Here is a 21,945-nt window from a genome sequence, read left to right as displayed (position 1 = left end):
CATTAATGTAGATTTTACACGGGGCGGTTTTCGGAAAGTTGAAAAAAAATTTGGCGGAAAGAATTTAAAGATTACCTTTGCACTCCTTTCAACAAAGAGGTGCGGTAGCTCAGTCGGTAGAGCAATGGACTGAAAATCCATGTGTCGCCGGTTCGATCCCGGCCCACACCACAGAAAGACAAAGCCTTTCAGCGTTTTTGCTGAAAGGCTTTTTTTATGCATATATTTCCCGGTTTTGCAAGTCCTCGTTTTCACGGATTTCGTATTTTTAGAGTTAAATGCCGTCTTAACGACCAACGTCAATGGACATAAAATACGATAAAATAGGAACAGGATATAATTCGACAAGACAAGCGGATCCGTATTTAGCGGAAAGACTTCTCTACCACTTAAGACCTAAAACCGACAGGCTTTATCTTGATATTGGTTGCGGAACGGGAAATTATACCATCACTTTTGCGGACAAAGATTTTAAATTTATTGGTGTAGAGCCTTCCGAAAAAATGCTCAACGAAGCCCGGTCCCGAAATCAAGACATCAATTGGCTACAAGGTACAGCAGAACAAATACCAGCAGACGACAAAATGTTTGACGGTATTATCGCCACTTTAACCATTCATCATTGGACAGACCTGAAAAAAGCATTTGTTGAAATTGACAGAGTGTTGTCTGCCAACGGCAGATTTGTGTTGTTCACTTCAACACCTGAACAAATGAAGGGATATTGGCTCAATCATTATTTTCCAAAAATGCTTCATTCCTCCATTGTTCAAATGCCTTCACTTGTCGATATACAAGAAGCTATCGAACAAACAGAACTTGAAATTACCGGCATCGAAAAGTATTTTATCAAAGACGACCTACAAGATTGTTTTTTATATGTTGGAAAAAATAATCCCACACGCTACTTCGACGAAGCTATACGGAACGGAATTTCATCGTTCTCATCGTTAGCGAACATGGACGAAGTAAAACAAGGATTATCAAAACTTAGAAACGACATAGACGACCAAGCATTTGACAAAATCAAAGGCCAATATATAAACGAATTGGGCGACTACTTATTCATTACAATAACAAAAAAGACTACATACAGTAGTGGAAATAGTGTGATAGACAACGTGATATAGAAAAGTCAATAAAATTAGGTGGATAAATTTTGCTTGATTACATTGGCCTAAAAGACAACAGGCCTTCAGTTCCACAGGTCACTGAGAGTTTACGGATGATCCTGTAGCTACCCGCACTATAGGACTCCGTAGGAGCCAAATGTTTGTAACGTCAGCATAAACAAACATAAATTGCTCCGTAGGAGCAAAACCAGGGCAGCTAAGAAAATGCTCAGCCGCTACTCAGGCTCAACTCATGGGGAATATTTGGCAGTGTGTAAGAACTTATCTTGTACCAGGTTCCGGCAGCGTACGACAAGATACTCTTTATGTATCCTGCATAGCAGCGGAATTATTTTACCTGTTGGTGACCTTTGTCGTTGCACGCGCGCAATAATCTATTATTCCGGAGGGTTGATCTTCTTTGCTGTTCTTGCGCTTACTTTTTTCCTGATCAGCTCGCCGTTTTCATCATTCCCGTCGGTGTCCAGGTAATAGATACTGCCCTTTTCGGCGGAAACCCGCTGCTGCAGTGCTTCTTCGCTCACGGGGCTGCAGCCGGTAGGGACCAGGAACAAAGGTACGATATCCCTCCAGGCGCCATGTGTGAAGGAGCAGGTTTTCATGGGATAAGTGCAGCCGTTCATGGGCGCCTGGACAAGGGAAAGCTCATCGGCACCATCGTCGTCCAGGTCGCCTTCATTGACGAGGCGGAGGGAGCAGCAGCCGGCCTTTACCGGCTTCAGCGTGCTGCTGCCCGGGAAGCGGATCTCGTACTCGTCCGGAGTGCCGTCTTCAACCGGATTGCCCCGTCCTTCTTTTACATGGACCACGGTAGCGCTGTCTATGCGGCCGTCTCCGTCAAAGTCTCCCCGGATACTATGAACTGTTGCTTCAGGGGGCTTCCTGTTTTCCCGGGCGTAAAGGTATGTTGTGAAAAGACCGGACAGGAGTATAAGGATCAGTATTCGCATAAAGCAAAGCATATAGGGGTACAGCTGTAAGCTTACGGAAAAGATCAACGGACGGCGGCAGGATAGGGTAGTGCTGCCGCCGTCCTTAAGGGAGAATATGCTGCTATTCCTGGTCTTGCTTTTCGTAATGCAGCAGGAGCAAGCCGCTGCCGCAGGTCATGCTCTTCACCAGTTTCAGCGGCTGCCATTGCTCGAGCGCTGCAAAGGCCGAATGTCCTTTACCAATAGCGATGGGATTAACAAAGAAATGGAATTCATCGATCAGCCCTTCCCTTATCAGCGAGGCGACGAAGGAGCTGCCGCCATACACGATAAGGTCTTTGCCGGCCTGCTGTTTCAGTTTGTTTACCTCTTCCTTCAGGTCGCCTTTTGCCAGCTCGGTCCGTGCCCAGAGCGACTTTTCCAGCGTTTTGGTAAAGACGATCTTCCTGGCCTTTACAATCCTTGTGGCAAAGTCATGCATAGGATCATCCGGCCTGGTGAAGGTGTCTTCCCAGTAGGGAATATAATCCACGGCCAGCTTGCGCCCGATCAGGATGGTATCGGAGGTGTCGAACAGGCCGTTCACATATTGCCTGATCCCTTCAAGGTCCCAGGTGACCCAATGCTGCTCGTCGTTGGGGCCGGCTGCATTAAAGCCGTCGAGCGTTACCTGCATTTGCAGCTTTAGTTTTCTCATAGCGGTAGCTTATTTGTTCAGCGTTAGCAATAATTCGTCCAGGTTGCCCAAAGCCAAGGTGAGCCCTTCCTTAAAGCCCATAGCGATCACTTTTTCCAGGTCGGCCAGGTTATCGTAGAGGGCGGTAATGTTCACCAGCGTTGTGCCGTCTGTTGCCGTGAAAACGTTTGTCCACAACGTTCTCGGCATCGCGGTATTCACGGCGCCGTGCTCATCGCAAAAGGCATCCAGCCCGCTAAAGCTTTTTCCCGGTGCTATGGTACGATAATCGTTCTTGCACCAATGCTTTTCGTTTTCAGGACTGATCATAGCGTAGAGCCAGGTACCGCCTTCTGTAAAGTTCATGGATTTTGTTTCGGTCCGGTAAGGTCTTGGCGCCCACCATTGGTCGAGCAGCTCGGGCAGGGTCCAGGCATCCCAAACCAGGTCAAGGCTGCCGGCAAAAGCTCTCCTGATGCGGATTGTATGGTTTGCCTTGTCTACGGTAAAGTCAAATGAAAGGTTCGGATTCATTTTATATGGTAATTTAAATTAAGAAACTGATTGGTTGCAAATATAAGTGCAAATTTTAGTTTCCTGTTTTTTTGTTTATTTTTTTTGAAAAAGAAGGCAGTGTGGCCTGGAAAATTAAAAATGAAGCTTCAGCTTATCGTCTGCCAGCATCTTTACGATTTCCGGTATATCGACTTTGGTTGCTTTTCTGAAATACATTTTGTGCTGTTGGGAGTTCCTCCTGAAGGTATGTAACCGTGGCCGGCAAGCGCAGCAGGCGCGGGCTTTGGCCGGCACGCATTTTCCCCTGAATATAGAAACGGGTGTTTTTACGCTGGTGTCCGGCAGATCCGGGTTGTAAGTTTGAGGCGATGCCGGCCATTCCGGGCTAAGCCCCGAAGCCGGCGGCCGGGGATCGCCCAATTCTATTTTTTTACCGTTTAAAAAACACCAAATGACACAGCATGAAAGTAATGCAGCAAAGGAAGGCTATCCCGCGTACCAGCTGTATGCAGACAACGCAGGAGCCACCTATTGCAGCAAAAAGAAAGTGAGCAGCCATGCGGAAGGCAATGGCTGGATAAAGGCCTGCCTGTCGGCACATCCGGGCACAAGCTGCCAGGGCAAGCCCTGGCTCAGCAATACGCAAAGCGGAACCATCTGGTGGCCACCCCCACCGCCGCGCTCCTGAGCTGGTAACTGCCCGGACAATCAAAAAAGAACGCGTCATGGACCGATCCATGGCGCGTTGGCAATTTAAGGATAGGCTTAATCCTGCCGCTGGTACCAGTCCATGAAGGCTTCCTGTTCGAAGGGCACGGGATGAATGGCCAGCTTCTGCCTTACCTGCTCTTCAAGCAGCAGGGCCATTTTTGTCCTGATCTCCGCAAAGTCGGGATGGTAAGCCAGGTTCTCATATTCCAGCGCATTTTCCTGGCGCAGATCATACAGCTCGTATTCGTCCGGATAGCCGTTCAGCGCATCAAAGTAATGGCTGTATTTCCATTCGGTAGTCCTTACGCTGCGGATGCGGTTTGCCGCTTTTACCACACTGGCTTTATCGGCAGCGCTGGCTTTCGTATCGTCAAAAGTAAAGAGGATCGCGTCCTGTACAGGCTGGTCCTTTTCCAGAAGAGGCGCGAGGCTGGTGCCGCGCAAGCCCTGCGGCGGCGCGATGCCGATAAGATCGGCGAGCGTAGGCAGGATATCGATCAGCGAAGCCAGGTTCTGTGTAGCCTTATATGGCGCGTCTTTCGGGAACAGCACAGGATTGGAGAAGACCATCGGTATACGTAGCGCTTCTTCATAGGTAACGAAAGCTTTCTGTCGCATGCCGCCATGCGCCATGCCCATCTCGCCGTGGTCGGCGATGCGGATCACCAGCGCCTGGTCGGCCAGCCTTCCGTTTTCCGTTTCTTTATAAAGCTCATCGATAAAGAAACCGACCTCGGTATCGATCACGCGCAGCAGGTTGCCATAGAAATTAATGTAGCTGGTTTGTTTCTCTGAGGTGTTCAACGCGCCGAGGCTTAATGCAGCAGTAGCTTTGACTTGTACTTGCGCCGAGGGCTTCTTGTTGGCGATAAGGTCCTCGTTCACGGTCTTGGGCAAACCGATAGGCCCGTTCAGGAAGCTTTCATTGTAGCCGTACTGGAAGTCTTTGGGATAGCAAAGCACGTCGTGTGGATTGACCAGGGAAAGCACCAGGCAGTAAGGTTGCTTGTCGCCTTTCGCCCTTCTTTCTCTTACCTACTGCAGGTAAGCGATGCCTTGCTGTATATAGGCCTTGTCGTGATTGGCAAAGCCGCCGCCGAAATTTTCAGGCGCCGTATCCTCGCCGGCATCCGGCGCTATCCATCCCCTGAAGCCGAACATCGCAATATCCGAAGGTGCAGGACCGCCGCCGTCGGCGCCTTTGCTCACATGCCATTTGCCGCGGTATTGCACATCGTAGCCGGCATCGAAAAGCATACGCGCGATATTAGGAAGGGTATTGTCCAGGGTCACTTCCCCCGGAGAGTACCTGCCGCCTTCCGTAAGCGTTTGCGTAACATGGTGCTGGGCAGGATAAAGACCAGTGAGCAAGGTCGACCGGCTGGGAGAGCACATGCAGGTATTGCAAAAGGCGCGGTCGAAACTGAAGCCATTCTCTTTGAGGAAGGTCAGGGTTTTAAGATGTTCCTGCTCCCAGTTGTCGGGAAAATGTTGGGTAGCTCTTTCCTGGTCGGAAATGATAATGATAATGTCGGGGTTACCTTCGAGGTTACCCAGGCGTTGGCGAACACTCATTGTCTTTTTGGTTTTGGAAATGGTTATGGAATAAGGATTGCTATGCGCCAGGCATAACGCATGCTAAGGTACTGATGTTGGCATTTTGCCCAACCCCCATTTTCGTCCCCCTCCTTTTACACAAATAAAAATTCTTCCGGTGATAAAATGCCGGAAGAATTTAAGGGCAAGGTTTTCCTTTCTGGTTATTTATTCAGGCCTTTGCCGATAAGGAAGCTGCCCGAAGAGATGCCCATCAGGACATAGGCTGTCTTTTCAAAGACAGGAAACTTCATTTCGGGAAAGAACATCGACAAGTACACTGCCAGGTAGACAAACGTAAAGACAAGATTTTGAAGGCGCCCTATAGACAGGTTCCCGCTGTCATCCATCAGGATGTCGGTCCAGAAGCTGCCCGAGGAATCGCTGTTCAGCTTGAGCGATATGCCGGGCTGCTTACGTTGGCTCTCCAGGTGAACGGAATTGACCATTTCAGCAATCGCTGCCGTACCGCCCGACATCGACAGGAGGACCAGCGCTGTAAGGTTAACGTCCGGCGCCGATGGGTTAACAAATCCCCAGTTCAGCGCGAAGCAGGGGCAAATGAGCATCGTCCACAACCAGGTCTGCAAGCGGTGGAAGCTGTAGGGTTTGTCTTTCCCTGCGCGCAGTATGCTGGTGCCTAAGCCGATCCAGAGAATGGCTGCAAAGCCAATGATGGCGATAAGGATGGAAATGATTTCGGTGGCATTCATAGCTTGTTTGGTTTGATTTGTAAGAAGAATGCAGGAATGTCTGGCCAGGCATTGAAATGGGTCGCTCCTGCTCCGAAAACAAAGCTAACAGGCTTTTCCGGGAAATAATCGTCAGACAGGTTAAATACCTTATAAACACGCCCTGATCCCGTAGAACTACGCTAGCCGGCAAGTATAAACCGGGACAAAGCTTAGGCTTTACCAGGGGCTGCTGCGCAAAATTCCTTACGCGAGGGCGTTTTCTTTGCTGTATTTATTCCGGTATTCCAGCGGAGACAAGCCGGTTATCCTTTTGAATACTTCCCTGAAGGCTTTATTGTCGTTGTAGCCTACGTCAAGCATGATTTCCAGAATGGTCTTACGGCCGTTCTCCAGCTCTTTCTTGGCTGCTTCCACCTTGACCCGCTGCAGGTATTCCACCGGTGTATTGCCCGTGGCCTTCGTAAACCTGCGGTCGAAATTGCGCCTGCTGACCGCCAGCTGGGTCGCCAGCTTTTCAAAGGAGATCCTTTCGTCAATATTCTCTTCAATATAGGTCTGGGCCCTGACTACCAGCTCATCATCATGCTCTTTCTGGGTTTCGAAAATGCTGAAGGGGGACTGGGAGCTCCGCTCGAGATCGATCTGGAAGATCTTGGCGCAGAAGATTGCCGTCGTACGGTCGAAGAGCTGCTCTACGAGGTAGAGGACCAGGTGCAGGAAGGAATAGGCGCCGCCATTGGTGTAAATACCATTGGCGGCAGTAATGATCTTGCCGGCTTGTGCATTAACCTGCGGAAAGAGCTGCTGGAACAGCTCAAGCCTGTTCCAGTGAACGGAGCAGCTCTGCCCGTCGAGCAGTCCCGTGGCCGCAAGCAGGAAGGCGCCGGAACACATGCTGGCTATTTCGGCGCCGGCTTTATAGCGTTTACGGATCCATTCGATAAGCGCCGCGTTCTTTTCGATGGTACGTTCATAGTCTCCCAGGAGCGCGGGGATCATGACCATGTCGGCACGTTTGATGGCAGTGATGTCGGTGGGGAGGATCGCCAGGTAGCCATTGTGTGACCGCAGCTCGCGCACAAAGCCGGCAACGCTGAGCTCCAGCCGGGAGGCATTTCCCTGGCTTTTCCAATAGTCGTTGGCTTTGCTTAAAATATCGAAGGCGCCTCCGATCGTATTCGCATTGACAGGCCCCTCGGGAACCACGATGATCACCCTTTTCATAAGAACGGCGTTTTGACAAAGTTAGGCAATGATCCTGGCCGGATCAACCCATCATAAAGTCTATTTTGCCCCCTTTGCGTGGCTGTTCGCGACCGTAGCTTTGCCCTTGAAAGCGGTAAGGAGAAAAGCATATCGCTGCTGCCGCAAGCATACTCCCACTTCTTAAAACGATAATGGCATGAACAACCAGGATTTCAGCACTGCATTCATTACCGGTCAGACACCGGCGGAAGTTTTTGATGCCATCTGCAATGTACGCGGATGGTGGTCTGAAGCGATAGAAGGCCCCACGGAAAAAGAGGGCGATTGTTTTCTTTACCACTTTAAAGAGGTGCACATCAGCAGGATCAGGCTCGAGCAGGTCGTTCCCGGGGAAAGGATTGTCTGGCATGTGCTGGATAACCATTTCAATTTTATCGACGACCAGGAGGAGTGGAAAGACACCCGGATCATTTTTGAGATCAGCCCGGTGGAGACTGGAACGGAATTGCGCTTTACCCACCAGGGCCTGACGCCGCAGTACGAATGTTATGAGATCTGTAATGATGCCTGGACCAACTATATCCGCAAGAGCCTGTACGACCTGGTCAGGACCGGCAAAGGGCAGCCCAACCCGCCGGAAGGCGGCTTTAACTCAGCGCTGCTGGATAAATGGAAGATACCGGGATAAGAAAGCCGGTCATTGATGCGCTGCTTTCCCGTGCAAAAAGGAAGCTGTACATTTATTGCCGTAAAAAATGCAATAGCTATGAATGCTTCAGCACAAATCGCACAGCACCTGAAGGCTGTACATTTCGGCGGTAACTGGACTTCCGTTAATCTGAAAGATACCCTTTCCGGCGTCACCTGGGAACAGGCGGTGACTAAGGTGCATACTTTCAATACCATTGCCGTACTGGTGTATCATATGAATTACTATATCGATGCCGTACGCAAAGTGCTGGAAGGCGGGCCGCTGGAAGCTAAAGATGCGTACAGCTTCGATCTGCAGCCGATCACCGGTGCAGAGGGCTGGGAACGGTTACAGCAAAAGACCTGGGCTGATGCGGAGACATTTGCTACTTTAATTGAACAACTACCGGAGGAGCGGCTGGGCGAGCTATTCGTCAAAGAGCCTTATGGTAATTACTACCGCAACCTGCATGGTATTATCGAGCATACCCATTACCATCTGGGGCAGATCGTCCTGATCAAAAAGCTGGTGCAGCCGGCCGATGATCCGGAGTGAGCCTGCCGTTTCCGGCAGCAAGAGCAGAGGGCTGATCGTCGAGATCGGCCCTCTGTATTCATTAAAATGACGAGCGCTGCAATCGCTTTGCCGCCTAACTTTGCGGCCGGAACAGAAACAGATACCTATGGAAGATAACCGTACACAGCTGATGCAGGCAATAAGGAAAAACGATCCCGCAGCGGTTGCTGCCCTGCTGGAAGCGGGGGCAGATAAAGAAATGCGGGATGCGGACGGTAAGACGCTCTTGCTGCTGGCCCTGTCGCTGCGTAGCCTGGATGCTGCAGCAGCTTTGATCGATGCCGGCGCTGATGTAAATGCGCAGGACAGTATCTCTGACTCACCTTTCCTGTATGCCGGCGCGGAAGGCCTGACGGATATCGTAAGGCGCTGCATGAAGGCCGGCGCCGATTATAGTGTGTATAACCGCTATGGAGGCTCGGCCCTTATCCCCGCCTGTGAAAGAGGGCATGTGGATACGGTTGCCGCGATATTGGAAGACAAATCGTTCCCGGTCGATCATATCAACCGCCTGGGCTGGACCGGCCTGCTGGAAACAGTGATCCTGGGTAAAGGTGGGGCAGCGCATTTGCAGATCATGGATATGCTGATCCGCGCAGGCGCCGATGTCAACCTGCCCGATAAGGACGGCGTGACGGCGCTGCAGCATGCCCGCGAAAAAGGACAAAAAGAGATGGCGCAACTGCTGGAGCAGGCCGGCGCCATCTGAATGGATTGCCTATGAGATCATCTTAGTCGAGTACGATCTCGTCGCAGACACCAACCTGCTCAAGGAAACGTGCATCGTGGCTGACCACGATCAGGGTGCCCTGGTAGCCGTTGATCGCTTCGGTAAGGATCTCGATATTCTGGATATCGAGGTTATTCGTCGGTTCGTCAAGCACGATCATATCCGGAGCCTGCTTGCCTATGGTAAGACAACACAGGATAAGCCTCATCTTTTCGCCGCCGCTCAGGGCTGTGCAGGGTTTGGCCCACTGCGCCGTTTGGAACAGGAAATGGGTGAGCCTGCTTTTGACCTCATGCTCCTGCAGCCGCCCTGTGTTGAATTGTTCCGCCTGCTCATACACGGTAAGCCGGTTGTCGATAAGCGAATAGTCCTGGTCGATGTAGATCGTAGTGGCCGGCGCCCGCTGTATAGCGCCGGCGGCCGGCTCCAGGCTGCCCAGGATGATCTGTATAAGGGTCGTTTTACCTGATCCGTTATTGCCTTTGATCGCTATACGTTGCCCGCTGGTCAGCTGGAAGCTCAACGGATGTTCCCATACGGAATGCCTGCCGTACCGGAAGCTGATCTCTTTTGCCGTGACCAGTATTTTCCCGTTATGCAATGCGGAATCTTCGAAGCCGATCTTCATTTTGTCTTTATCTGGAAGCTCGCGGCGCAGCTCGCCCAGCTCCTGCCGGATCGCATCCACTTTTTCCGCATGCACGTCCTTCATCCTGGAGGTGCTTTTCTCCGCATTGTTCCTAAGGGTGTTCATCATGATCGTGGGTACACCGGCCTTTTCCTGCTTCCGCTTACCCCGGGCATCCAGCTTTTGCTGTCGTTCTATAGCCTCCTTTTCCACCTCCCTGGCTTTGCGCAGCGCTTTCTCGCGGTCTTTGACATCTTCCTGTAATGCCTGGGCTTCGATTGTCTTTTGCCCGGCATAGAAGGTATAATTGCCGCCATATGCAGTAAGGCCCTTTTTGCTTAGCTCGCATACTGCAGGAAGCAGATCAAGCAGCACCCGGTCGTGGCTCACCACGATCAGGGTATGGTGCGTGTTGTGGATATAGTCGTAAAGCAGGACCCTGCTGCGGGCATCAAGGTGATTGCTGGGCTCATCCATCAGGACCAGCTGCGGGTTGTGGATCTGTATGCCGGCCAGGAATACTTTAGTCTTTTGTCCGCCACTCAGAGAAGCCATCTGCTGCGCCAGGTCAAGTCCTTCAAGTCCCCACTGGGCAAGGGCTTCCCGGCACCGCTCTTCTATGCCCCAATCGTCGTCCAGCGCGGTAAAATGTTCTTCGCGCACATCGCCTTCAAGGATGGCCTGCAGCGCACAAAGCTTTTCCGTAATATGCAATGCCCCGGCGATCGTTTGATCGTTGAACTGGCCGAAATGCTGCGGGATATAGTAGGGCCGGGCTTCTGCGCGCAACTCACCCGAAAGCGGGTGCAGCTCCCCGGCGATAAGCTTCAGCAGCGTGGATTTGCCGGCGCCGTTGTTGCCAATAAGCGCGATCTTGTCTTGTTTGTTTAGGGTAAAATTAAGCTGGTCGAACAGCACATCCTTATTGGGATGCGCATACGTGATCTGTTGTAACGTAAGCATGAGCAATTACTTTCTGAGGATGAGATAATGGAAGCGCAACCTGGTTCAGGTCTGCGGTTCATGATCGGTTGAAAGCAATTTTTTCTACATGTTGTGTGTTGGGGTGGAGATGCAAAGATACAGATTTTACCGATAATCTCTTAACCGTAAAGAATCCCGGTTGCCGGAATGAAGCCTATGAGAGAACGATATACACTCCGGGAGTATTCGCTCAAAGTCGTATCTGCCCTGCAATTTGTCGCAACGACACCCGGCGCAAGCCGGAATAATGTTGCAACTTGCATCCGGTTGCGGCTCTCGCTACAGCCCTTCGGATAAACCTCTTCAAACTTACCTGCTTTATGAACAACCAGAAAAAAGCCGCTATGGGCTTTATTTTCATCACCCTCCTGATCGACGTTATGGGTTGGGGCCTCATTATCCCGGTAATGGCCGACCTGATCGCTCAGCTGAAGCGCATTCCCGTCAACCAGGCCAGCACTTACGGGGCTTTGCTGCTTTCAGTATTTGCGATTACCCAGTTCCTGTTTGCGCCGGTGATCGGCAACCTGAGCGATAAATTCGGCCGGCGGCCGGTGCTGCTGCTTTCCCTGCTGGGCTTCGGTATCGATTATGTGATACTGGCGCTGGCGCCGGCTTATGGCTGGCTGTTCCTGGGCCGCGTGATCGCCGGTATTACCGGCGCAAGCTTTACGACTGCCACCGCTTACATCGCCGATGTGAGCACCGACGAGACTTCCAGGGCCAAGAACTTCGGTATGATCGGCGCTGCCTTTGGCCTGGGCTTTGTGCTGGGACCCGCTTTAGGCGCTCTGCTGGCGACATGGGGTATCCGTGCGCCGTTTTATGCAGCAGCAGTGTTGTGCCTGGTCAACTGCATTTATGGATATTTCTTCATGCCCGAATCACTGGATAAAGCGCATCGCCGTCCCTTCGAATGGAAAAGGGCCAATCCTTTTGGCTCCCTGAAATTCCTGACCCGCCATCCCGAGATCGGCGGACTGGCTTTCAGCTTTTTCCTGATCTACCTGGGCGCGCAGGCCGTGCAGGGCAACTGGAATTTCTTCACCATCTATCGTTTCCACTGGACTGAAGGCATGGTCGGCATTTCCCTTGCTGTGGTGGGCGTATTGGTTGGTGCAGTGCAGGCGGGGCTTACCCGGGTGATCAATCCCCGGATCGGTAACGAAAAAAGCATTTACCTCGGCCTGTCGCTGTACACCCTGGGCCTGGTGCTGTTTGCCTTTGCCACCCAAAGCTGGATGATGTTTGCCTTCCTGATCCCTTATTGCCTCGGCGGTATCTGCGGACCCTCGCTCCAGTCGGTGATCTCCGGGCATGTGCCTGCCAATCAACAAGGCGAGCTGCAGGGCGCGCTTACCAGCCTGATGAGCCTTACTACCATCATAGGCCCGCTGATCATGAGCGGTACTTTCTCCTATTTTACCAGCAGCAAGGCGCCGTTCCACTTCCCGGGCATTCACTTCCTTATCGGCGCGGTTTGTATGCTGCTCAGTGTAATCATTGCCAATAGAGTGCTGAACCGGGAAAAGAAAGAACGCCCCGAATTGCTGAAGGTAATCGAGGGCAGCGGCGATACCGAAGCGGCCGCGCCGATACACTGATCTGCTGTAATCCATGTACAGAAGCCTTTCGCGATCATCGTGAAAGGCCTCTGGTTTTAAAAGGACTTGCTATCCGCGTTAGTGATGCCTTCGCCTTTGTCGTCTATACGGCCGTGCGCAGCAGGCCGTGCTAAAGTAATGGCCTGTCTTTATAATGCCAGGTGCAGGATGGGGTAGGGCTTGCCTTGCCCGTCGTATTCCGAACGGCCGGTGATCTTAAAGCCGGCATGCTCGTAAAAGCCCAGGGCCTGCCCGTTCTGCTCGTTGACATCCACCTTGCTTACGCCTTGCTCCCTGATGGCATGCTCCAGCAGTAATCTGCCCACGCCTTTACCACGGGCATCGGGCGAAACGAACAGCATCTCCAGGTTGTTGCCGGCAACGCCGGAAAAGCCCAGCAGATCGCCCTGGCCGCTATAAGCGCAGCTGAGCTGTACCTGTGGGAAATAGACAGTCGCCAGCTGCTGCTTGTAAAAGAGAATGTCTTCTTCCTTGAGAAAATGATGGGTCGCTCTTACAGAGGCTTCCCATAGGAACAATAGTTGCGGGTAGGCTGCGACAGTGGGGGTGCTTATGGTGAACATGCGCGCAAAGATAAGCAAGGAAGCGCAGCCCGGATGCCCGTCGCTCAGCCTTCCCCTTTCTGCTGCTGTATGGCCCTCTCGGCCTTGGCTTTGGCCGAACGGCGTTTGTAATGGTACCACCATTCGGGGTGCAGCTTTATCATCATATTGTTGAAATGGCGCAGGCCGATCAGGTGATAAAGCCCGTTAAGCTTTCCGGCAATGGTTTCGGGCATGGCCCGCAGGCTCATAGCGCAGCCGCTTTCCATGTACTCCATGTGGTGCCAGTAGCCGGTGGGCATAAACAGCGTATCGCCATGCTCCAGCACGGCAGTATAGCCCTTGGCCAGGGCCAGGGCAGGAAAGTGATGTGTATCTAACCCATCCTGCCAGCTGACGAAGCTGGCAGTGCTTTCTACGGTGCCGGGCATGCGGTAGATAAACGCCGATTGGTTATTCTCCAAAAGCAGGATACGCTTTCTGCCGAGGAATTGGGTATGGAAAATATGGGCCAGGTCTATATCATAGTGCATGTGCGCTATCGAGCCGGCGCCACCGACAAAAAGCATGGGAAAGGACTTCAGGAAGCCTTTGAGCAGGTGGGCGGGAAAGGTAAAATCTTCTTTGAGCTGCGGCGCATGCTTCAAGAGGTTGAAAAGGAAGATCCGCCATTCGGACGGACCCCTGCGGATCATATCGATGTAGTCGCCAAAGAGCATATTGTCGTCGCCGCCGTTGACCAATACCCTGGAGCCGGCCCGGGAATTGTTGTATACCGGTACTTCGACTTTACCTATAAGGGATTTGAAGTAATCCCATGTCCACTTATCATGAGCGGGCCACTCCCGGGAAAGCGTTTCGATAATGACCGGTTTCCGGGGTATGCGGTAATGCTGATGAAAGTCCGAAGGGCTGATCGTCTTTACCCGGTCGATGGCTTGTACCTGCATGGCTTATGGTATAAGCTACGAAAATATCCAGAATTCCCGGTCGTCAAAGGCAGTTTATAATTTGTTTTTATAAAGTTTACAAATAAATAAGGAGCTGCAGAAAGGCAGCTCCTTAAAGATCGTAACACAAATGCTATGCTTAGCGGATAATGCTTTTCAAGGTCTTCTCATCCACTTTTACCGGGTACCTGTTCTTCAGGTCCTGGTTCCAGCTTTTCTCAAGATAGTCCTGGTAGTCGGCTACGACAAAGCCTTTTGCTTCGTCGAGCGATTTTGTTTCCGCGTTCGGATAAAGCTTTAAGGGCACGGCCAGGGTAAAGCTTCCGTCCTCATTTTTAAAGATCCTGCTGGCTTTTCCCTCAGGGAAAGCGCTGGCATCTGCCTGGAAGCGGCTGAATTCGAAGCGGCCGGTCTGCTGGCTGATCCGTGAAGGATTCTCTGCTGTATTGATCTGGTCCAGGGCATCCGAAGCGCTCGTCCCTTTATTAACGGCCGTCTGGAGCTTTACCAGGTCGGCTTCATTGGCCGCCTGGTATAAGGTGCCATCAAAGCCGGGCTGCCACTGGTATTTGTCCTTGTGCTCCTTGTAGAAGCTGGCCAGGCCTACGGTATCTTTCGAAGCCTTGCTCCATACATTCTTATCCATCAGGTCAAACAGCAGAATGCCGTCGCGGTATTCGTTGACCAGGTTGCGGTATTCCACATTGTTCTTCTCCAGCTGCTCCTGCTGCAGGTCGTTCAGCACGGAATTCTGGTACATTTTATAAAGATCGCTGACCGTTGCTTTCTTATTGCCCATGATTTTCCCCCTGATGTAGCTGCCGGCAAAAACTGCGAAATCATATTGGGTATACTTTTTGCCGCCCAGCTCAAACAAGGTCTCTTTGGCTGACTTATGATCCTCTGCATTATAGTCGTGCTGCTCATCGGTAGTGATGATGTCGTTAGTCAGCTTCTCCAGGTGCCCGGGATATTCTTTAAACCCGAATTGCTTTTTGATCTTCTCCTGGTAAGCTTCCTTGGCTATAGTAGCCCTGCTGTCGTTATCGACGCGGCGGGTAATGTTATCCTGAAGGCTGTCGAAGGGCAGCAGTGGGATCTTCCTGACCAGCTTGATCAGGTGGATACCATATTCTGTTTGTACGGGTTCTGAAATATCGCCGGGCTTTTTGAGCGCAAAGGCTGCTGATTCAAACTGGGGCATCAGCTTGCCTACGCCGAATGGCTCCATAAGGCCGCCATTATCCCTGGAGAATTTATCTTCAGAGTATTCTTTGGCCAGCTGATCGAAGGGCTTGCCGCTTTTTACCATCGCCTGTATTTCACCGATCTTTTTCCTGGCGTCTGTCACACCCTGCTCTCCTTTTGACTTCGGAGTTGCGATCATGATCTGTGCTACCTGTACCTGTCCGTTGCTCTTTCTCTTTTCTTCCACTTTGAGGATATGGAAGCCAAACTGTGTACGGAAAGGCCTGGATACTTGTCCTACAGGTGTATTGTAAGCCGCATTCTCAAAGGGATAGACAACCTGCAGGGCAGTGATGAATCCTATGTCGCCACCTTTAACAGCAGAACCTTTGTCTTCGGAGTACTGTTTTGCCATTTCAGCAAAATCAGCCTTTTTCGATACTATGGCATTGTAGATGCTGTCGATCTTATGGTAGGCACGGGCTGTATCTTCATTAGGCCGCACGGCAACCAGGATATGCGCCACTTTTACTTCTTCCTTCATCCGGTCGTAGGCCTGCTTCACCAGGCCTTTGGTCACTTCCTTGTCGGAGAGATAAGTACGCGCCAGCTGGCCTTTATAATTGCTCAGCTCGCTGCGCACGGCAGCAGTTGTGTCCAGGTGAATCTGCTCGGCTTCTTTCACCTTCATCCGGAACAGGGAGTAAAGGTCTACATACTCATTCACGGACTTAGCGCTGAAATCCGGCTTCTTTTGTACGTTGTTCTTCTGGTATACTCTCAGGAATTCTTCCTTGCTCACGGCATTGGGGCCATAAGTGAACAAAGTTTGTGCATTGGCGGAAAAGACCGTAAGTACGGCGCCTACACCAACCGCAATTGAAAAAAGGACACGCATTGTAAAAATATTTTTTGTGTGGATGGCTTTTTTAACGGGCGTAAAGATAGAAAAGTATTTTTTTTGATCGGGGTACGGGTGTTAATGTGAATGTTAAGGATTTTATCCATTTAAAATGCCCTGGATACGCCGATCAGCCAGCGGGCGCCCCAGTATTGCGGCGCACCGTAAGGCGGCCGGCTGAGGAAGACCGGCATATCGAAACGGATCGTGAGCGGCTTTGCTTTTTCAAATGGTCCCCATTTCTTTATCGTTGCTGCCGCGCCTAATCCCGCATCCATCCTGAGGTCCGATATCTTTTCTGCCGGGGTGCTTACCGGATAGCCGTCCTGGTCAGGAGTATAGCGGCTCAGCTCCATGACCCCGGCATCGGCGAAAGCGTACAGATCAAGCGCCAGCCAGCTGCGGGTAAGCGCGGGCTGCCAGCGGCAATAATTGGTGAAGTCTATCTCAACATTCAGCGCGGCGCCGCTGCGTCCCCTGTAGGCAATATATTCTGCCCCGTTGCGCCGGTCAAAGGCAAAATAGCCGGCATAGCCGCGCAGGTTGAGCCCTCCGCCCTCCTGGAAGTGATTGGTCTCATAGGGGGAATAACCGGTCCAACCTGCCGGCACAAAGCCCATGCTGCGCGTATATTTATTGTCCATCATCGTTTCCGGACTGGCGCCCGCCAGGAACAGGGCGCTTTCGGCCGGCATCCTGCTACCGGCGCCATAGCGGGTGAGCAGGCGTGTTTTGATCAACAGTCGCCGCCATACGTGCGTATTATTCCATTCCAGCTCTGCATAGCTGTAGTTGAAGCTGCTGGTCAGGAACGGCGCCCTGGCCGACAACAGCAGCCGGCCCGCTCCCCGGAGGTATTTGTACCCGCGACGGTAGGAGAGGTTGACCGAAGTATTGGGATGACCGGCGTCGCTGTTCCATTCCTGCGGCGACAGCAGGTAATCGGTATAGCCCCTGCGGCGGAAAAAGGTTTGCCCGAAAACCGATACCAGGTCCTGTTGGCCGGGCTGCCAGCTGATGCCCGCTTTATGGTACCACAGGCCATCCAGGAAGCGGCTCTGTAAGAAGGTGCGTACCTGCGGTAGCTTAAGGCTGAGCGGCGTGGACAGGTTAAGCGTATAGTTCAGCCATTTTTGCCCGCCGGTCCGGTCGCCGGAATGGGTATAGCGGTCCCAGCGGCCCAGCTGTGTATTGACCCAGGCGCTACCGTCCAGTGTCATAATATTGCCCAGGTAGCTGCCTTCCATGTGTATGCCGGCTTTGACACCGTCCACCGCATTGTACCAGAGGTCGGGCCTTATGTACAGCCGGTAGTGCTTCCAATCTGTAGCGGGAGGCAGCCCGAAGTCGGGCTTTACGATCATTTGCGGCGCGCAGAAAAAAGGATTGCTGCCGCGATAGTTGTCGAGCATCATCCTGTCGGCCAGACGTTGGCTGGTATCGATGGTTACCCGGCTGATGCCTCCGGGCGCGTATATCCTTGCCGTATAGCGCCCGTTGAGCTTTCCCCAGCCGGTCCAGCGCGGAAGCACAGCAGCCGGCGTTTCTTTTACAAACCAGGTATTGGGTATGGTGAAGCTTTGCTGCTCACCTTTCCGGGCGGTAACGGTAAAGTCAACAGGCATCTGCATATCCCCTTTACGCCTGAACCGGATGGCGAAGCTATCCGTTCCGCGAATCTTCCTGATCCCGGTAACGGCATAGTCGACACTTTTGGTCGTCTCCAGCCATTGGTCGAAGAACCAGTTCAGGTCGGTCCTGGTGAATTGGATGATGCTGTTGCGAAAATCTTCGAAATAAGGGTGGGCAAATTTCCATTGGTCCACATAATGCCGCATCGCTGCCGCAAAGAGAGAGTCGCCAAGCACATATTGCAGGTTATACAGCATAGCCGCCGTCTTATAATAGACCATCTGGTAGCCCCCGCCATGTCCCAGGGCGCCGTTGAAGTCGTCGGAGTGTGTGTTGAGCTGGTGGTCGTTGCCGGTTGCAGCAGCGGTAATATAGCTGTTGTAGACCCTTATATCCCTGGCCAGCCGCGGCTCAGAAAATTTCCGCTCCCAGTTGTTCTTGTAAGATTCAACATATACCTTCCCGTCGATCCGCTCCAGGCACTCTGCTGTTAAGAATTGCGTGAAGCCTTCGTCCAGCGCAGCCCGGTAGGTTTCGTTGCTGCCCAGCATTCCGTAGAACCAGTTGTGCGCAATTTCATGCGCCAGCAGACCATGATAAAGGGGATCAACGCCGTTATCCATCGTGATCATAGGGTATTCCATACCATCCCTGGCATCTGCCGCTACCATTTTGGGATAATGATACAGCCCGTATTCTTCTGAATAGGTTTTGATGATCTTTGCCACCAGGCCTGCGGCGGTCTGCCAGCCTGCGGCATGCTGCTCCTGTGTGATCGCCACGCACTCGACACCGTTCCAGTACTCGGTGGCGATACGGTAGCTGGGATCGGCAGTAAAGGCGAAATCGTGGATGTTCTCGCCGTAAAAGACCCATTTCTTCCGCTCGCCCTTTTTATAGGGAATGATCACTGATGGCTTTTCTTCCAGAGGCTTTTGTGCAAAATTCCGGAGATCGAGCCGGGCCCGCAGGTCTGCGGGCAATACTTCTTCCCGGTTCTGAAGCGTACCGGTGGCCTCTACAATATAATTGGATGCAAAATCAAGACTTACTTTATAGCTGCCAAAATCACCATAAAATTCTTTGCCCAGGTGCTGCTGGGTATCCCAGCCGAACTTTGCATCATATACCGATATCTTGGGAAACCACTGGCATCCGTTGTAGTGCATAAATCCCCAGGCATCGTACATCAGCATCCGGCGACGGGTGCCGCCCCGGTCAAAGTAGGCGTCGAAGCGCATGCTGAAAGTCACCTTCTGTCCGGGGGCCAGGGGCCGGGGCAGGTACACCTTTAATATGGTATTGTCCATTTCCATTTTTACCGGTATGCCGTCAGCCTTCAGGTCGTCGACCACAATGCCCAGCCCCTTCGCTTCGTAGTGCCCCAGCCGGGTGGGTATATGGTTGGCCTGTTCCAGCGCATGGGTATAGGAACCCTTGACAAAAGCATTCTGGAACAGATGGAAAAAAACAAAAGGAAGCGTATCCGGGGAATTGTTGGTGTAGACCAGGAGCTCCGATGCATTGACCTGATGCGTGGTTTCATCGATACGCGCATCGATGGTATAAGCCACGTCCTGCTGCCAGTAAGCGGCATGCGGTTTCCTGTTTTTCCAGTAAAGTTTATTTTCCGGTGAAGCGTATTCCTGCGTCCTGCCTGTGGTTGCTGCCAGTAGCAGACATAAAATCAAAAAGTAATGTTTGTGCATGTATTTCCCTGGTATTGCGGCATGAAAATACAAAACCCGGCAGGAAACCGTATGCCTTAAAACAAAACCTCCGCCACGGGATTGTGGCGGAGGTGCTTGCATGGAATACCACAGGTTTTGGTATTCTGTGCTCTTTATCACCTGCTCTTATTGAGGTGTGGCGGTGTCTTGCTTGGGCTCGGCGGGCTGGGCGGGTTGCTGATTAGGATCATATTGCTTTTGCTGATCCTCTTTCGCTTTCTGCTGAGCATCGTTGCTCATCTGCTGCTCTTTGGTGTTGGGATCTTCTTTCTTTACTTCATCTTTCTTCAGGTCGGCAGGCTGCTCCTGCTTGTTGGTGTTGTCCTTCTTCTTATCCTGATCCTGAGCGTTTACAGTTCCTACGGCTACCAGACCCAGCAGGGCCATTGACAAAAATACTTTTTTCATAATACCCAGATTTGTGTTCTCTTCAGGTTGTATTAAAGTAACAGAAAATACAGCTGCAGAAAACGTTTTTAGTTTAATGATTATCGTTTTGAAAAATTCCGGGTTGAATCCCATTGTTACTTTATGCTTGTGACCGGTATTTGTTTATTGGCTACCGAACACAACAAAATAACAGGTTATTGCCTGGAAGGGTTACCAAGAAACTGTTAAACCATTAACCACCGGTTAACGATTTAACGGGGCTTTTTTATTGCCGCAACGTTCCTTTGGTCTTTTGTAAACATAATTTTTAATTGCGCATCTGTTGTGTGATGCCGTATTTGCGAAAGATCTCCTGGTTGTTCTCCTGGAGGTGCGTGGCGTCCAGCACATAGCGATTGCCTTCGCTGTCTATGATCGTGTAGTAATCCGACGTTCGCTCAAAGGCTCGGATGAGGTCGTTAAAATTGCGGATATCGTAGCCGTTGATCTGCCTTACGATCTTATTGTTCACGTCGTGGTAGCCTACATTGGATTTATCCGGCAGCACCGATGAGATAATGACCACTTCTTCCATCTCAGGGTTGTTCAGCACTTTGGCATAATAGTAATAGCTGAGCTCGGGATAGTAATATTGCCAGTAGGACTCATCCTGGAAATAATAGTAGGAAGGTGTCATGAATACAAAGCCGTCCTGGATATAATACTTTGGCGCCAGGTCTACCTTACCTACCAGCAGCTCTTTGGAACGGCTGTACTCGAGCGGTTGCCGGATCACCGTATCGAGGCCCTGTCGCAGCACGTGCAGGGTTACGGTATCGCCCTGGTTCTTGTTCTTGATAATGGTCTCAAAGGTTGTTTTGACGTCATTGCTGACATAGACCGAGCCGTCATTCTGGATGTCCAGGCTATCTACCGCCAGCAGGATATCGTCGGGTTCCACGGCGCCGGCCAGGGCAGAGCAGAAATGCACTTTGTTGACCAATACTCCGGTAGCCGTATCAGCAATGCCGAAGCAATGACGCAAGGCATTGTTCTCCAGGCTTTGCCACTGCAGCCATACGGGAACAGGACCATCGTAGGTGCTGTCGGCGATATCACGCAGGAAGGCTTTGATCACCGAAGTAGGTATCATATAACCGATGTTCTGGCTGGAGGTCTTACCCTGGAAGGCCACGCCGGCAAGCGTGGTATCCCTTACCACAGGACCGCCGCTGTTGCCGGGATTAATAGCGGCATCGATCTGTATGCCGAGGTCATTATAGTTATCATAATTGAAGTCGATATTCTCGATCCGGGATACAATACCCGAGGTAACGCTCATATCGTTGCCGCCTGTAGGAAAGCCGTACACCGTTACTTTATCGCCGATGTCGGGCAGGTCGCCTATCGGTAAAGGCTTTGCTTTATTGAAAAAGTTTTCGTCGTCGACCCTAAGCACGGCCAGGTCGTACTCGGGAGCGATAAATTCGATAGATGCAGTGTAGCGGCGGGAATCCTTCGATTTTTTTACTTCAATAAATTCTCCGAACTCCACTACATGTGCGCAGGTCAGTATCCTGTTGCCTGTGATCACGCAACCCGAGCCTGATGATTTGGATTGCTTGGACTTCTGCCAGGGTTGATTATAATCATATTCTTGTTTGGTAACGGAAATTTTGACCACACTTCGTTCCAGGTTCTGGCCATGCAGGTGCAGAACAGGCAGCAACAACAAGACCAGAAAGAGATACAGGCGCATAGGGCAGCTCGTTTTACAGGAAATTGCCAGTTGTAAATGCATAAGCGGCAACCGGCTAAATAAAGGATGCAAAGAAATATTATTGGCTAATCACTTCAAATATAGGCACTAACAAAAAGGGCGCCCAAATCGTTTAGCAAAAAAAATGTGAAACAACTGTACCAACAGCAATTCT

Annotated in this window: 18 protein-coding genes, 1 tRNA gene and 1 pseudogene; 7 read left to right on the top strand and 13 right to left on the bottom strand. The window is 51.5% G+C overall.

Translation table 11 applies throughout. The features are described 5' to 3' along the window. The first annotated feature begins 98 nt into the window (after positions 1–98). Together DZC79_RS17340 and DZC79_RS17335 are read left to right on the top strand one after the other, a co-directional pair. A tRNA-Phe gene (locus DZC79_RS17340) sits at positions 99–171 on the top strand. A gap of 131 nt (positions 172–302) precedes the next feature. Then, positions 303–1,130, top strand: a complete 828-nt coding sequence (locus DZC79_RS17335; RefSeq protein WP_118952878.1) for a class I SAM-dependent methyltransferase — start codon at positions 303–305, stop codon at positions 1,128–1,130. 380 nt (positions 1,131–1,510) lie between these two features. On the opposite strand, the gene DZC79_RS17330 is transcribed toward DZC79_RS17335, so the two are convergent. The 3 genes from DZC79_RS17330 to DZC79_RS17320 form a co-directional block, all read right to left on the bottom strand. Continuing rightward, positions 1,511–2,083: a hypothetical protein gene (locus DZC79_RS17330; protein WP_118952877.1), complete on the bottom strand. Its 573-nt coding sequence runs from the start codon at positions 2,081–2,083 to the stop codon at positions 1,511–1,513. 103 nt (positions 2,084–2,186) lie between these two features. After that, entirely contained in the window at positions 2,187–2,762 is a 576-nt protein-coding gene (locus DZC79_RS17325) for a dihydrofolate reductase family protein (RefSeq protein ID WP_118952876.1), read from the bottom strand. 9 nt (positions 2,763–2,771) lie between these two features. Further along, a complete protein-coding gene (locus tag DZC79_RS17320) occupies positions 2,772–3,275 on the bottom strand; it encodes an SRPBCC family protein (RefSeq protein WP_118952875.1) in 504 nt (167 codons plus the stop codon). A gap of 433 nt (positions 3,276–3,708) precedes the next feature. Here DZC79_RS17320 and DZC79_RS17310 point away from each other — a divergent pair, with 433 nt between their 5' ends. Next, positions 3,709–3,945 (top strand): hypothetical protein, encoded by a 237-nt coding sequence (locus DZC79_RS17310; protein WP_118952873.1) that lies wholly within the window; start codon positions 3,709–3,711, stop codon positions 3,943–3,945. A 77-nt stretch (positions 3,946–4,022) separates the two neighbouring features. Here the strand turns inward: DZC79_RS17310 and DZC79_RS21685 are convergent. From DZC79_RS21685 to DZC79_RS17295, 3 genes and pseudogenes are all read right to left on the bottom strand, one after another. Further along, positions 4,023–5,543: pseudogene (locus tag DZC79_RS21685) on the bottom strand (sulfatase-like hydrolase/transferase). A gap of 185 nt (positions 5,544–5,728) precedes the next feature. Then, a complete protein-coding gene (locus DZC79_RS17300; protein ID WP_118952872.1) occupies positions 5,729–6,277 on the bottom strand; it encodes a hypothetical protein in 549 nt (182 codons plus the stop codon). Between the two features lie 225 nt (positions 6,278–6,502). Beyond that, complete coding sequence (locus tag DZC79_RS17295) at positions 6,503–7,483, bottom strand: GlxA family transcriptional regulator (RefSeq protein WP_118952871.1); 981 nt, start codon at positions 7,481–7,483, stop codon at positions 6,503–6,505. A 178-nt stretch (positions 7,484–7,661) separates the two neighbouring features. Between DZC79_RS17295 and DZC79_RS17290 the strand changes: the two genes are divergently transcribed. From DZC79_RS17290 to DZC79_RS17280, 3 genes are all read left to right on the top strand, one after another. After that, positions 7,662–8,153 carry an SRPBCC family protein gene (locus DZC79_RS17290; protein WP_118952870.1) on the top strand — a complete coding sequence of 164 codons (492 nt, stop codon included), beginning with the start codon at positions 7,662–7,664 and terminating at the stop codon, positions 8,151–8,153. A 78-nt stretch (positions 8,154–8,231) separates the two neighbouring features. Next, a complete protein-coding gene (locus DZC79_RS17285) occupies positions 8,232–8,711 on the top strand; it encodes a DinB family protein (protein ID WP_118952869.1) in 480 nt (159 codons plus the stop codon). Between the two features lie 100 nt (positions 8,712–8,811). Then, entirely contained in the window at positions 8,812–9,441 is a 630-nt protein-coding gene (locus DZC79_RS17280) for an ankyrin repeat domain-containing protein (RefSeq protein WP_262607336.1), read from the top strand. A 22-nt stretch (positions 9,442–9,463) separates the two neighbouring features. On the opposite strand, the gene abc-f is transcribed toward DZC79_RS17280, so the two are convergent. Then, the gene (abc-f, locus tag DZC79_RS17275) at positions 9,464–11,053 is read right to left on the bottom strand and encodes a ribosomal protection-like ABC-F family protein (protein ID WP_118952867.1); all 1,590 of its coding nucleotides are present in this window, start codon (positions 11,051–11,053) and stop codon (positions 9,464–9,466) included. A gap of 341 nt (positions 11,054–11,394) precedes the next feature. On the opposite strand from abc-f, the gene DZC79_RS17270 reads away from it, so the two are divergent. Continuing rightward, positions 11,395–12,678: a TCR/Tet family MFS transporter gene (locus tag DZC79_RS17270; RefSeq protein WP_118952866.1), complete on the top strand. Its 1,284-nt coding sequence runs from the start codon at positions 11,395–11,397 to the stop codon at positions 12,676–12,678. Between the two features lie 149 nt (positions 12,679–12,827). On the opposite strand, the gene DZC79_RS17265 is transcribed toward DZC79_RS17270, so the two are convergent. The 6 genes from DZC79_RS17265 to DZC79_RS17240 all read right to left on the bottom strand — a co-directional run bounded on the left by DZC79_RS17265 (position 12,828) and on the right by DZC79_RS17240 (position 21,770). Beyond that, a complete protein-coding gene (locus DZC79_RS17265; RefSeq protein ID WP_118952865.1) occupies positions 12,828–13,262 on the bottom strand; it encodes a GNAT family N-acetyltransferase in 435 nt (144 codons plus the stop codon). Between the two features lie 44 nt (positions 13,263–13,306). Beyond that, positions 13,307–14,191 (bottom strand): cupin-like domain-containing protein, encoded by an 885-nt coding sequence (locus DZC79_RS17260; RefSeq protein WP_118952864.1) that lies wholly within the window; start codon positions 14,189–14,191, stop codon positions 13,307–13,309. 139 nt (positions 14,192–14,330) lie between these two features. Next, positions 14,331–16,277, bottom strand: coding sequence for a peptidylprolyl isomerase (locus DZC79_RS17255; RefSeq protein ID WP_118952863.1), 1,947 nt, complete (start codon positions 16,275–16,277; stop codon positions 14,331–14,333). 110 nt (positions 16,278–16,387) lie between these two features. After that, on the bottom strand, positions 16,388–19,603 hold the full coding sequence (locus DZC79_RS17250; protein ID WP_157977236.1) for a M1 family metallopeptidase: 3,216 nt from the start codon (positions 19,601–19,603) through the stop codon (positions 16,388–16,390). Positions 19,604–19,768: 165 nt separating this feature from the next. Further along, positions 19,769–20,050, bottom strand: coding sequence for a hypothetical protein (locus DZC79_RS17245; RefSeq protein ID WP_157977235.1), 282 nt, complete (start codon positions 20,048–20,050; stop codon positions 19,769–19,771). A 289-nt stretch (positions 20,051–20,339) separates the two neighbouring features. Next, on the bottom strand, positions 20,340–21,770 hold the full coding sequence (locus DZC79_RS17240) for a S1C family serine protease (RefSeq protein ID WP_198666931.1): 1,431 nt from the start codon (positions 21,768–21,770) through the stop codon (positions 20,340–20,342). Positions 21,771–21,945 lie beyond the last annotated feature (175 nt).

Source organism: Taibaiella helva (assembly GCF_003545695.1).
GTDB lineage: Bacteria > Bacteroidota > Bacteroidia > Chitinophagales > Chitinophagaceae > Taibaiella > Taibaiella helva.
This window is presented reverse-complemented; position numbering and strand designations above follow the sequence as displayed.

Coding starts and splice junctions, on each gene's coding strand:
- abc-f (WP_118952867.1), bottom strand. CDS start 11,053: ATGCTTACGTTACAACAGATCACGTATGCGCATCCCAATAAGGATGTG.
- DZC79_RS17245 (WP_157977235.1), bottom strand. CDS start 20,050: ATGAAAAAAGTATTTTTGTCAATGGCCCTGCTGGGTCTGGTAGCCGTA.
- DZC79_RS17310 (WP_118952873.1), top strand. CDS start 3,709: ATGACACAGCATGAAAGTAATGCAGCAAAGGAAGGCTATCCCGCGTAC.
- DZC79_RS17300 (WP_118952872.1), bottom strand. CDS start 6,277: ATGAATGCCACCGAAATCATTTCCATCCTTATCGCCATCATTGGCTTT.
- DZC79_RS17330 (WP_118952877.1), bottom strand. CDS start 2,083: ATGCGAATACTGATCCTTATACTCCTGTCCGGTCTTTTCACAACATAC.
- DZC79_RS17325 (WP_118952876.1), bottom strand. CDS start 2,762: ATGAGAAAACTAAAGCTGCAAATGCAGGTAACGCTCGACGGCTTTAAT.
- DZC79_RS17295 (WP_118952871.1), bottom strand. CDS start 7,483: ATGAAAAGGGTGATCATCGTGGTTCCCGAGGGGCCTGTCAATGCGAAT.
- DZC79_RS17270 (WP_118952866.1), top strand. CDS start 11,395: ATGAACAACCAGAAAAAAGCCGCTATGGGCTTTATTTTCATCACCCTC.
- DZC79_RS17320 (WP_118952875.1), bottom strand. CDS start 3,275: ATGAATCCGAACCTTTCATTTGACTTTACCGTAGACAAGGCAAACCAT.
- DZC79_RS17265 (WP_118952865.1), bottom strand. CDS start 13,262: ATGTTCACCATAAGCACCCCCACTGTCGCAGCCTACCCGCAACTATTG.
- DZC79_RS17290 (WP_118952870.1), top strand. CDS start 7,662: ATGAACAACCAGGATTTCAGCACTGCATTCATTACCGGTCAGACACCG.
- DZC79_RS17260 (WP_118952864.1), bottom strand. CDS start 14,191: ATGCAGGTACAAGCCATCGACCGGGTAAAGACGATCAGCCCTTCGGAC.
- DZC79_RS17285 (WP_118952869.1), top strand. CDS start 8,232: ATGAATGCTTCAGCACAAATCGCACAGCACCTGAAGGCTGTACATTTC.
- DZC79_RS17255 (WP_118952863.1), bottom strand. CDS start 16,277: ATGCGTGTCCTTTTTTCAATTGCGGTTGGTGTAGGCGCCGTACTTACG.
- DZC79_RS17240 (WP_198666931.1), bottom strand. CDS start 21,770: ATGCGCCTGTATCTCTTTCTGGTCTTGTTGTTGCTGCCTGTTCTGCAC.
- DZC79_RS17335 (WP_118952878.1), top strand. CDS start 303: ATGGACATAAAATACGATAAAATAGGAACAGGATATAATTCGACAAGA.